The organism is Inquilinus sp. 2KB_23 (assembly GCF_052115705.1).
GTDB classification, from domain to species: domain Bacteria; phylum Pseudomonadota; class Alphaproteobacteria; order DSM-16000; family Inquilinaceae; genus Inquilinus; species Inquilinus ginsengisoli_A.
The window spans coordinates 71,860-83,409 of record NZ_JBFRHF010000033.1; the positions used below are offsets into that span (position 1 = coordinate 71,860).

At 70.4% G+C, this 11,550-nt stretch carries 10 protein-coding genes; 4 read left to right on the forward strand and 6 right to left on the reverse strand.

Annotation, left to right across the window (positions count from 1 at the left end):
• Nucleotides 1–71 precede the first annotated feature (71 nt).
• From AB4112_RS31530 to AB4112_RS31540, 3 genes are all read right to left on the reverse strand, one after another.
• Nucleotides 72–4,412: an amino acid adenylation domain-containing protein gene (locus tag AB4112_RS31530; protein WP_441725569.1), complete on the reverse strand. Its 4,341-nt coding sequence runs from the start codon at nt 4,410–4,412 to the stop codon at nt 72–74.
• Between the two features lie 62 nt (nt 4,413–4,474).
• Nucleotides 4,475–4,678, reverse strand: a complete 204-nt coding sequence (locus tag AB4112_RS31535; protein ID WP_309794926.1) for an MbtH family protein — start codon at nt 4,676–4,678, stop codon at nt 4,475–4,477.
• A 272-nt stretch (nt 4,679–4,950) separates the two neighbouring features.
• Entirely contained in the window at nt 4,951–5,679 is a 729-nt protein-coding gene (locus AB4112_RS31540) for a helix-turn-helix transcriptional regulator (protein WP_309794927.1), read from the reverse strand.
• Nucleotides 5,680–6,213: 534 nt separating this feature from the next.
• On the opposite strand from AB4112_RS31540, the gene AB4112_RS31545 reads away from it, so the two are divergent.
• Nucleotides 6,214–6,570 (forward strand): hypothetical protein, encoded by a 357-nt coding sequence (locus AB4112_RS31545; RefSeq protein WP_309794928.1) that lies wholly within the window; start codon nt 6,214–6,216, stop codon nt 6,568–6,570.
• A gap of 39 nt (nt 6,571–6,609) precedes the next feature.
• Here the strand turns inward: AB4112_RS31545 and AB4112_RS31550 are convergent, their stop codons facing one another.
• Nucleotides 6,610–7,188, reverse strand: coding sequence for a DNA-3-methyladenine glycosylase (locus tag AB4112_RS31550; RefSeq protein ID WP_441725575.1), 579 nt, complete (start codon nt 7,186–7,188; stop codon nt 6,610–6,612).
• 148 nt (nt 7,189–7,336) lie between these two features.
• On the opposite strand from AB4112_RS31550, the gene AB4112_RS31555 reads away from it, so the two are divergent.
• The 3 genes from AB4112_RS31555 (at nt 7,337) to AB4112_RS31565 (ending at nt 9,527) form a co-directional block, all read left to right on the forward strand.
• Complete coding sequence (locus AB4112_RS31555; RefSeq protein ID WP_309794930.1) at nt 7,337–7,663, forward strand: chorismate mutase; 327 nt, start codon at nt 7,337–7,339, stop codon at nt 7,661–7,663.
• A 124-nt stretch (nt 7,664–7,787) separates the two neighbouring features.
• Nucleotides 7,788–8,636, forward strand: coding sequence for an oxidoreductase (locus AB4112_RS31560; RefSeq protein ID WP_309794931.1), 849 nt, complete (start codon nt 7,788–7,790; stop codon nt 8,634–8,636).
• A gap of 33 nt (nt 8,637–8,669) precedes the next feature.
• Nucleotides 8,670–9,527: an SDR family NAD(P)-dependent oxidoreductase gene (locus tag AB4112_RS31565; protein ID WP_309794932.1), complete on the forward strand. Its 858-nt coding sequence runs from the start codon at nt 8,670–8,672 to the stop codon at nt 9,525–9,527.
• 6 nt (nt 9,528–9,533) lie between these two features.
• Here AB4112_RS31565 and AB4112_RS31570 read toward each other — a convergent pair whose 3' ends face one another.
• Together AB4112_RS31570 and AB4112_RS31575 are read right to left on the reverse strand one after the other, a co-directional pair.
• Entirely contained in the window at nt 9,534–10,472 is a 939-nt protein-coding gene (locus AB4112_RS31570) for an ROK family protein (RefSeq protein WP_441725580.1), read from the reverse strand.
• Entirely contained in the window at nt 10,469–11,524 is a 1,056-nt protein-coding gene (locus tag AB4112_RS31575; RefSeq protein WP_441725582.1) for an SIS domain-containing protein, read from the reverse strand. Before AB4112_RS31575 ends, AB4112_RS31570 begins: the two co-directional genes overlap by 4 nt.
• Nucleotides 11,525–11,550 lie beyond the last annotated feature (26 nt).

Here is an 11,550-nt window from a genome sequence, read left to right on the forward strand (position 1 = left end):
GCGGTGCGTTCATGTCCTGGTGCCGGGCGGCGGAAGCCCGCCGCCCGGTCGGTGTTGGTCCTGTCGCGTCGCTACTCCGCGGCCTGGTCCGCCATCTCGGGCAGGGCGAAGGCCATCGGCGTCCGGCTCAGCCCCAGCTTGACCAGGTACCGTTCGAACAGCTCGGGGGTGATCGGCCGCAGCTCGGCGCCGACCTGGCGCAGCCTGGCATGGGTGCGGTCGGCCGTGACCTCGGGCAGTTCCATCCCGGTGTCGTGCTGCGACAGGATCGACACCACGGTGAAGATCTCGTCGTCCGGGTTCGCCAGCAGGTAGTCCCGCACCCGGTCGACCCATTGCTCGAAGGGCAGGGTGTCGAGATGCAGGCCGATGCGCTCGAAGGCCGGCATCAGGTCGCGGAGATAGGGTTCCTTGTGGCTCTTCAGATGGTGGACCTCGCCATGGGTTTCGCGGCTGCGGGCCAGGTTGACGATGGCGCGGGCGACATCGTCGGCCGGCGTCATGGTGATCCGCTCCTCGACATCCGGAATCGCGCCGACCTGGGCGTAGAGCCGGATCATCCGCCAGATCATGTCGGTCTGGTTGAAGATCGCGTTTGCGCGATCCCCGGTGATGGCGCCGAGCCGGTAGATCGACACCGGCAGGCCGCGGGCCTGCGCCTGGCGGGCGAAGGTGTCGCCCACCCATTTGCTCTGGGCGTAGCCGCCCACCAGCCCCTGCCAGGAGACCAGCTCGGTCTCCTCCGAGATCTCGCCCGGCCCGCTCTTCAGGTCGACGACGCCGAAGGTCGAGATGTAGTGCAGGGCCTTGGGGCGGCCGTTGGCGGTCCAGTCCAGCAGCGTCAGCACGCTGTCGGCATTCGACGCCTTCAGGGTGGTGTAGGTCTGCAGGAAGTCGACCTGGGCGCCGGAATGGTAGATCGCATCGCATTCGTCGCGGACGATGCGGATGCCCTCCGCGTCGAGGCCGAGATCGGGGTCGCCGAGATCGCCGGTCAGCACCTCGATGCGGTCGTCGTCCCACACGGCGGCGAGGTGCCGGTCCTCCAGCGCCTGGCGCAGCCTGGCCTTCCCGGCCGCAGTGCTGCGGGCGCGGACATGGCAGACCACGCTGGCCGCGGTCTCCTGCAGCAGGATGGCCAGCAGGTGGCTGCCGACGAAGCCGGTCGCGCCGGTCAGGAAGATGCGGTCCGGCTCGGCCGGGGCGGCCCCGCGGCCGGCGCCGATATGGGCCGGCAGGACCGCCTCCTCGGCCAGGTTCGGCTTCTCCAGCTCGGCCTGGTCGATCCGCTCGGCCAGCCCGGCGATGGTGGAGACCTCGAAGATCGTCCCCAGCGGCAGGTCGACGGCGAACACCCGGCGCAGCTTGGCGACCAGCTGGGTTACCTGCAGCGAGTTGCCGCCCAGTTCGAAGAAGCTGTCGTGGATGCCGATGCGCTCCAGCCCGAAGGTCTCCTGCCACAGCCCGGCCAGGGTGACCTCGGTCGGGGTGCGCGGCGGCGCGTAGTCGGCATTCGTGCTGTCCTGCCGCTCTGGCGCCGGCAGGGCACGGCGGTCGAGCTTGCCGGCCGGCGTCAGCGGCATGGCGTCCAGCTTCACGAAGATCGCCGGGACCATGTAGTCGGGCAGGGCCTGTCCGAGATGCCGGCGCAGCGCCGCCGGGTCGACGTCGGCGCCCGGCGCGGGCACGACATAGGCAATCAGCCGGTTGTCCCCGGACGGGTCCGCCTGGGCGATGACCGCGACCTGGGCGATGTCCGGATGGCCGGCCAGCGCCGCCTCGATCTCGCCGAGCTCGATCCGGAAGCCGCGGATCTTGACCTGGTGGTCGGCCCGGCCGAGGTAGTCGAGCGTGCCGTCGGGGCGCCAGCGGGCGATGTCGCCGGTGCGGTACATGCGGCTGCCCGGTTCGCCATAGGGGTTGGCGACGAAGCGCTCCGCCGTCAGCCCGGGCCGGTTCAGGTAGCCGCGGGCCAGGTTGATGCCGGCGAGGTACAGCTCGCCGGTCACCCCGGCCGGAACCGGCTGCAGGCCGGCGTCGAGCACGTAGAGCTGGGTGTTCCAGATCGGCCGCCCCAGCGGCACCGGGCCGGGCTCGGCGTCGCGGCGGCATTCCCAGTAGGTGACGTCGACCGCGGCTTCGGTCGGGCCGTAGAGGTTGTGCAGCGGCACCGTCAGCGTGGCGTGGAACAGGGTCTGGAGGTCTTCGGTCAGGGCCTCGCCGCTGCAGAACAGCCGCCGCAGCCCGTTGCAGCCCGCCACCTCGGGGTCCTGCAGGAAGGCGCGCAGCATCGAGGGCACGAAGTGGATCGTCGTGATCCCCGCCTCGCGGACCAGCCGGGTGAGATAGGCCGGGTCCCGGTGCCCGCCGGGCCGGGCGACCACCAGGGTGGCGCCCTCGATCAGCGGCCAGAAGAACTCCCACACCGAGACGTCGAAGCTGGAGGGCGTCTTCTGCAGCACCCGGTCGTCGGCCGTCAGGCCGTATTCCGCCTGCATCCATTGCAGCCGGTTGACGATGGCGCCGTGCGGGACCGAGACCCCCTTGGGCCGGCCGGTCGAGCCGGAGGTGTAGATGACATAGGCGGGGTGGAGCGGGGTGAGGGGCGCACGGTCGCCCGCGGCCAGGTCGGCGTCGTCGGTCCCGGCCAGGGCGACCGCCGCCTCCACCGTGTCGAGCACCAGCAGGTCGGTCCCGGCGGGCACGATCGCCGCCAGCTCCGTGCTGGTCAGCACCGTGACCGGCCGGGCGTCGTCGAGCATGAAGGCGTTGCGGTCGGCCGGATAGTCCGGGTCGATCGGCAGATAGGCGGCGCCGGCCTTGAGGATGGCAAGCAGGCTGACCACCAGCTCGACCGAACGCGGCAGGGCGACCGCCACGATCTGCTCCGGCCCGGCGCCCCGCGCCGTCAGCAGGCGGGCGAGCCGGTTGGCGCGGGCGTTGAGCTCGGCGTAGCTCAGCGCGGCGTCCTCGAACATCAGGGCGAGCGAGTCCGGCGAGATCCGGGCCCGGTTCTCCAGCAGCGCCGTCAGGGTGGTGTGCGGCACCGGGTGGTCGGTCTGGTTCCAGCCGGCCACCAGCTGCTGCCGCTCCGGCGCAGTCAGGATGTCGATGCCGCCGACCGGCTGGTCGGCCTCGCGGGTGATCGATTCGATCAGCCGCAGCAGCCGCCCGCGATGGCCGGCCAGGTCGTCCGGCGTGTACAGGGCCGCATTGGCATCGAAATCGATGTGCAGGCCCTTATCGTCGCCGCGGTCGTAGATGAAGACGCCGAGATTGTTGGTCGAGCCGTTGGTGAGGTTGTGCGGCGTCATCGCATGGCCGCCGAAGCGCAGGTCGTAGTCGAAGGGCTCGATGTTCACCAGCATGGTGAACAGCTGCTGGTTGTTGGGCAGCAGGTTGAGGTCGCGGCGCATGTCCTCGTAGCGGTACTGCTGGTGCCGCAGGCATTGCCGGACCTCGGTGCCGACCTGGCGGATCAGCTCCAGCATGCTCATGCCCGGTGCGATCTTCAGGCGCAGCGGCACCGCATTCGCGAGCATCGAAGGGGTGCGCCGCATGCGCCCGTTGGCCCGGGCCGTCACCGTGAGGCCGACCACCAGGTCCTCCACGCCGGTCATGCGGTGCAGGAAGGCGGTGGTCAGGGCGATCAGGGTCTGCGGCAGGCTGGCGCCGACCGACTGGGCCAGGCGGCGCAGCGCCGCCACCGTCTCCGGGGGCATGGCGGACTGGTCGCGCAGCGGCCCGGGGGCGCCGACCTTGCGGTCGGACAGCGTGATCGGCGGCGGCGTGTCGGCGAAGCGCTCCATCCAGTATTGCCGGTCGCGGGCGAAGCGGTCCGAGCCGCGATAGCCGGCTTCCTCGGCCAGCAGCTCGGGCAGGGCGCCGAACGCCGTGTCATTGGTGGGCGGGCGATCCTCGACCAGCGCGGTGTACAGCTCGGCGACGCGCCGGGCGCACAGGCCGCCGGACAGGCCGTCCAGCACGATGTGGTGGGCCCGGTGGTACCAGAAGAACACGTCGGGCATGATCTTCAGCACCGCCGAGAACCACAGCTCGTCGGTCAGCAGGTCCAGCGGCCGGTTGTAGTCTGCCTTCATCCATTGCCCGGCCGCCTGCCGCGGATCGGGCTCGGCGCTGAAATCGACGAAGGGGATGTCGCCGTCGTAGCGGGGCCGGACGATCTGGCGCGGCCCGTCGATGCCCTCGACGAACCGGATCCGCAGCGTCTCGGCCTCCTGCGTCAGCTGCCGCAGGGCGGCCTGCAGCAGCGCCGGGTCGATCGGGCCGTGGATCTCGAGCGCCTCGGCCAGGTTGAATTCGGTGTCCGGCATGAACTTCTGCGCCAGCCACATGCCGGTCTGGGCGGTGGTCAGGGGGAGCGAAGCGCTTCCGAAATCGATGCTGTCCATGGCTCAACCCATCTCGCTCGGCAGGGAAGGGCGGCCACTGTTCCGCGGCCGCCGCTGGGTGGTCATCGCTGGGCGGACAGCGTCTTCGGACGCAGATCCGTCCAATGGGCGTCGATGTAGTCCTGGCAGGACCGGCGGTCGGCATCGCGATGCGCCGCGGCCCAGCCGGCCGGAACCGGGATGAAGGCCGGCCACAGCGAATGCTGCCCCTCGTCGTTGACCAGGACGTGGAAGCGGCCGTCCGGATTGTCGAAGGCGCTGGTCATCGCGGGGCTCCCGGTCGCCGGCATGCCGCCGGCGCCGACCGGGATCGGTCGACGGGCGTCCGCAGGATTCGAATTGAAATCTTGAGCCGCCTGGCCGTGCCGTTGCCGGCGCCCGGGGCGACGATGGTGGTCCGCACGCTCGCCTCTCCACTGGGCCAAGCCAAACGTTTGGCGCGCGGGCGCCCGTCCGACATCGGCTCAATTGTTCTGGTTGCGCGAAGCTTCCGGCAAGAGGAGGGGATTCACGAGCTGTATAGGTTTACAGGTTTCGCCTACGCAAAAATGATGATGTCATGCATCAATCCTCGGGCGATGGCCTGCGACAGCGTCGCCACCCCGAATTTCTGCTTGGCATTCTCGGTGTGGAACACCACCGTCCGCCGGCTGATTCGCATGATGTCGGCGATGTCCGACGCGCTCTTGCCCTTCGCGGCCCATTGCAGGCAGTCGATCTCGCGCGGCGTCAGCGACGGGCGCGTCCGCGGTTCGGGATGGTCGTCCTGGCGCAGCTTGGCGTGCAGGTGCAGCGCGATCAGGTGCAGCGCATGCTGATGCCGGTCGATGCAGCGCTGGAAGTCGGGCTCGATGCCGAATTCGGTCAGGGTCAGGCTCGAAGCCTTGCCTTGGCGGTCATGGATCGGGATGGTCAGGCCGCGCCGGATGCCGGCTTCGGCCGCCTCCTCGAGGAAGGCTTTCTGCTTGCGCGTCAGCGGATCCTTGAAGGATTCGATCGTCCAGGCGAAGGGCAGCATGGTCCCCACCGCGCGCGCGATCACCGGGTCGATGCGGTCGTACCGATTTTCGCCGTAGCGTTCGACCCAGGAATCCGGATAGGTGGTCAGCACCAACGGCGCGTCGGCCTCGGCTCCCGATGGGAAGCTGACATAGGCGAAATGATTCAGCCCGTAATCCTGGATCGTCTGCTCCAACAGATCCCGGATGTCTTGCCGGCTGCGGCTGGATGGAAGGTGTAGGATGAAATTCTGGAAAATTTGATCCATCTGGTCCTCGCCCGCATCATGCTTCTGTCGGCACTTCTCCCTATTTGCAGAAAATTTTACTTTTATTTTGATCCCTGTTACCGCGCATTACGACCTCCGTTACAACCGACATACTATTTGTATTTCTAGGACGCGGCAAAGGCTGATTCGCATAAAACGGTATGAATTTATGGCTGCGACAAGCCGCCACGCTTGCCGCGGATGCTTCCGCGACCCGTCCCCTCAACCAATCCTTGCCATTCGATGCCGGGTGACGGCGGCCGCACGTCGACTCGACCGATCCGTCTCGAATCCAGTTATCCTGCATAACATAGCAGGTATTATTGCCTCGATTTGGCCAATAGGAAGATTGTCGCAGACTAGATCTGCAGACAGACAAGGATCGCACCGAGCTGGATCAGAATCCGTCGAGACCGACCCCTATGGACCTCGATAGAGATTCTTTCATCGTTTCACTGTCCCCATGAAACCTGACGGGTGGTCTTGCCTCGATCCCCCGATCGTGAACCCTTGCTTGATATGGAGAAGACCTCAATGAGCGACATCTTTGATTTCTCCGGCATCATTGGCGGCGTGCTCAGCGGCGTCGGCCAGGCGGTCGGCGGTGCGGTGGCCGGCGTCGGCAGCACGGTCGGCACCGCCGTCGGCGAGGCCGGCGAGGCGGTCGGCGGTGTCCTGACCGAGGTCGGCGGCGTCGTCGGCGGTGTGGTCGGGGACGTGGTCGGCGGCGCCACCGCCGGCGTCGGCGCGGTGCTGGACGGCGCCAGCCACGCCGTGGGCGACATCGTCACCGGCGCGGGCCAGGCGGTCGGCGGCATCGCCGACGGTGTCGGCCATCTCGTCGGCGACCTGTTCGGCGGCCTGTTCGGGCACACCGACTTCCATCTCTGATCTGTGTCGCGGGGCGGGGAATTGACCCCGCCCCGCAACTCAGGCGAAGCGGCGGCTGAGGAAGGGCGATCCCGCCAGGCCGAAGCGCCAGGGCGTGCCGGCGCCGCGGCTGATGCCGATGCGCGGACCGACGGCGATCTCGGCCACCTCCGCCCGCGGCAGGATCACGAAGGGCGGCGCGTCCAGCGCCCGCCCGTCCAGCGCCTGGGTGATCCCCAACGCCTGGGCCAGCCGGCCGGGCCCGGCGCACAGCAGTCGTACATCCTCCAGCCCGCGCCGCGCCTGCATGGCCTCGATGCCGGCGGTCGGGGCGATCGCCCGCACCAGCACGGCGCTGCCGGGCCGCGCGGCGTCGCACACCAGGTTCAGGCACCAGTGCAGGCCGTAGGAGCGGTAGACATAGGCGTGGCCGACCGGCCCGAACATCGCCGCGTTGCGCGGCCTCGGCCCGGCGAAGCTGTGCGAGGCCGGATCGTCCCGGTCATAGGCCTCGGTCTCGACCACCAGGCCGCCGACGCCGTCGACCAGCAGGGTGGTGCCGATCAGCGCCCGCGCCGTGGTCGCGGCGTCGGCGGCGAAGGCGGTCCGGTCCAGCGGCGGGGGCGGCGTCGGGGGCATCGCGCCTCTCTCCGCGACCGGGCGGCGCGGCGCAAGCGAAAACCGCCAAGACGCCGCACGCATGCTCAGCCGGCTTGGCGGCGGCGGCGCCGGTGCCGTATGGTCCGGCATTCCCCGCCCCCGGCATTCCCCGCCCAAGGTGACCGTCATGGACCAGCACGCCGACCAGCAGCCGAAAGCCGGCCTTCCGCCCGAACTCGCGGCGTTGCGCAGCAGCATCGACAACATCGACGCCGCCCTGGTCCATCTTCTGGCCGAGCGCTTCAAATGCACCCAGCGGGTGGGCGCGCTGAAGGCCACCACCGGCCTGCCGCCGGCCGACCCGGCGCGTGAGGCGACCCAGATCGCGCGGCTGCGCCGGCTGGCGGAAGACGCCCATCTCGACCCGGATTTCGCCGAGAAGTTCCTGGCCTTCATCGTCGCCGAGGTGATCCGCCACCACGTCGCGATCCGCGACGCCGCCCCGCAGCGCTGACGCTATTTCGGCGGCCTGCCTTGCCGCGATGGCGCGGCGATCCTAGATCAAGGGCGACGGCCTGCCGCGGCCGCCGCCCTTGCCGTCGCCCCTCGGCGGCTCCCGCATCGCAGGACCTCCGACCATGCCTCAGCAGGACAAGCCTGTCTGGTTCATCACCGGCTGTTCCACCGGCTTCGGCCGCGAGATCGCCCGCCATGTGCTGGGCCTCGGCTACCGCGCCGTGGTCACCGCCCGCGACCCGTCCCAGGTCGAGGATCTCGCCGCGGGCCATGACGGCCGCGCCCTGGTGCTGAAGCTGGACGTCACCAGGCCTGAGGAGGTCGCGGCGTCGGTCAAGGCAGCCGAGGCGGAATTCGGCAGCATCGACGTGCTGGTGAACAATGCCGGCATCGGCTACTTCGCCGCGGTGGAGGAGAGCGACGAGGCCGAAATTCGCCGCATGGTCGAGGTCAATTTCTGGGGCCTCGCCGCCATGACCCAGGCGGTGCTGCCGGGCATGCGGGCGCGCCGCCGCGGCCACATCGTCAACATCTCCTCGCTCGGCGGCATCCGCGCCAGCCCTGGGGTCGGCTTCTACAACGCCACCAAATTCGCGGTCGAAGGCCTGTCCGAGGCGCTGGCGCAGGAGGTCGCGCCGCTCGGCATCAAGGTGACGCTGATCGAACCCAGCGGCTTCCGCACCGATTGGGCCGGCCGCTCGGCCAACGAGGTCAGCCGGGTGATCGAGGACTATTCCGAAACCGCCGGCGCCCGCTGGCGGCAGATCCGCGCCCGCAGCGGCCGCCAGCCCGGCGACCCGGTGCGGGCCGCCGCCGCCATCGTCCAGGTGGTGGAATCGCCGGAACCGCCGCTGCGCCTGCTGCTGGGCAAGGCCGCCGTGGCCGGCGCCCATGGCAAGCTCGAGGCGCTGCGCCGCGACTTCGAGGCCTGGGCCAAGGTCAGTGAAGCGGCCGATTTCCCGGATGCCTGAGCCGCTGCCGTACATCGAGACAGGGAGAGCCCCATGACCACCCATCCCGCGATCCAGGCCGGCCGCGTCGCCGTCATCACCGGCGCCGCCGGCGGCATCGGCCTCGCCGCCGCCAAGCGCTTCGCCAAGATCGGCCTCAAGGTCGTGCTGGCCGACCTGCCGGGCGAGGCGCTGGAGCGCGCTGCGAGCGAGGTGGCGGAGATCGCCGCCGGCGGCGCGCCCGATGTCCGCGCCGTGCCGACCGACGTCTCGCTGCTCGAGGAGGTCGAGGGCCTGCGCGACGTCGCCCTGGATGTGTTCGGCGAGGTCGGGGTGCTGATGAACAATGCCGGCATCGGCAATGGCGGCGGCCCCTGGCAGAACTACGACCGCTGGCGCCGGGTGCTGGACGTCAACCTCTATGGCGTGATCCACGGGGTCCAGGCCTTCACCCCGGCGATGATCGGGGCGGGCGGCGACGGGCTGATCATCAACACCGGCTCGAAGCAGGGCATCACCACCCCGCCGGGCGACACCGCCTACAACGTCTCCAAGGCCGGGGTGAAGGCGCTAACCGAAGGCCTGGCGCATGCCCTGCGCGAGACCGAGGGCTGCCGCGTCACCGCGCATCTGCTGATCCCCGGCTACACCTTCACCGGCATCACCGCCCGTGGCGAGACCGAGAAGCCGGCGGCGGCCTGGAGCGCGGATCAGGTCATCGACTTCATGCTCGACAGCCTCGGCCGCGGCGAGTTCTATATCCTGTGCCCCGACAACGACGTGACCCGGGCGGTGGACGAGAAGCGCATCCGCTGGGCGGCGGAGGACATCATCCACAACCGTCCAGCCCTGTCGCGCTGGCACCGCGACCACAAGGACGCCTTCGCCGCCTACATGGCCCGCAAGGACTGACGGGCGTCAGCCTCCCGTGGCGGCGGGGCGGGCGACGGCGCCCAGGCCCAGCGTGGCGGCGCCGATCATGCCGGCGTCGTTGCCATGCACCGCCAGCAGCACCTTGGGCGACCGGCCGGGCAGGGCCAGGATGAAGTCGGGCAGGTGGGCCGCCACCCGGTCGGCCAGCACCGGCCCGGCCAGCGACACGCCGCCGCCCAGGATGGCGGCCTCGAGGTTCAGCATGTTGGCCATGATGCCGATCGCCTGGGCCAGCCAACGCGCCACCTCGTCGATCGCCTGCATCGCCTCGGGCTCGCCGGCCTTGGCCCGGTCGCAGACCAGCTGCGCCCCCTGGTCCTCGAAGCCGGGCCGCAGCTCGGCATAGCGCTTCACCAGCGCGGTGGCGCTGGCCAGGTTCTCCAGCATCCCCGGCACCGGGTCGGCGATGTCGGTGCGGGCGGGGTCCAGCGACATGCAGCCGAATTGCGGCGGCAGGCCGACCGGGCCGTCGATCACCCGGCGGTCGATCACCACCGCGCCGCCGATGCCGGTGCCCAGGGTGAACAGGGCGAAGCGCTGCAGGTCGCGGCCGGCGCCGGACTGCATCTCGCCATGGGTGGCGCAGACCGCGTCGTTGCCGATCGCCGCCGGCACGCCGAAATGGCTGCCCAGCACCTGCGACAGCGACCCGCCCATCAGCGCCGGCACCGCCGGGCAGCGCCCGAACAGCAGGCCGGTCTCGGGATGGGGATAGCCCGGCACGCCGATGCCGATGGCGTCGATCGGCGGGATCTCGCGCTGCAGCGCCGCGACGGCCGCGATGGCGACGGCGGCGAAATCGTCGAATCCCGCCTCCTTCGGCACCGAGAAGCGGGCCCGGGCCAGCACCCGGCCCTGCGCGTCGATGGCGCCGAGCTTGGTGGAGGAGCCGCCGATGTCCAGTCCGACCGCGACCGGCATCATGCCACCGTCGACCGCAGGCGGACGTTCAGCTTCTTGCCGATGTCCGGATAGATCATGGTGTCCGGGTTCAGCCCGCGCGCCGTCGCCAGGGCGCAGCCCAGCCACTGGAACGGGACCGGAGCCCAGGCGGGTCCCAGCCATTCCAGCTCCTCGGGCCCCGCCCCCTCCGGCCAGGCCACGTCCCAGTCGAAGCGGGTGGCATGGCCGGACAGGTTGCACACCGCCAGCCGCGGCCCCAGCGGCGTCAGCGCCTCGCCCAGATTGGCGGCCACCCTGGCCTCGTCGGCGGTCTGCGCGATCACGATCACCAGGCTGTTCGGCGTGGTGCCGTAGCAATGGCCGTGCAGCGCCTCCTCGGTGTCGAAGGCCGCGGTCGGCACGCCGCTGATCTCGGCGATCTTCAGCGAGGCCTCCAGCGCGGTGCCGACATGGCCGGCCTGGCCGGCGACCAGGATGTAGTCGGGCACCCCGACACGCTGCAGCAGCTCGTCGGCCGCCAGCCGGCCGGTCTCGACCGTCCGCTCCAGCGCGGCGGCAAGGCCGGACAGGTCGAGCGGGCGTCCGCCGAGGCGGGCGGCGACGGACAGGACGGCCAGCACCGTGGCGGTGTAGCCCTTGGTCTTCGGGCCCACCGTCTCCGGCCCGATCGGGATCAGCACGGTGTCGGCGCCGGCCTTGGCGATCGGGCTGTCGCCGTCGGCGGTGATCACCACGGTCGGGAACCCCAGCGCGACCGCCAGCCGCACCGCCTCGATCGAGGTGATGCTCATGCCCGACTGCGACGCCGCCAGCACCAGCGTCGCCGACGCGTTCGGCCGCGGCGGCCGGCGCAGGAACGCCTCCGGCTCCTTGGCCACGATCGCGGCGCCGGTCGCCGCCTCCAGGGCGTCGGCCCCGGCCAGCAGCGCGTTCATCGACGAACCGGTGCCCAGCAGCACGATCCGCTCCGGCGTCCGCGCCAGTGCCGGCAGCGCGGCCAGGGGCTGGGCCAGCACGCCGGGCAGGGCGGCCAGGATGGCGGGTTGTTGGCAAATATAGGTGCCGATCTGCATCGGAGGGCTCCCTGGGGTCGCTCGTG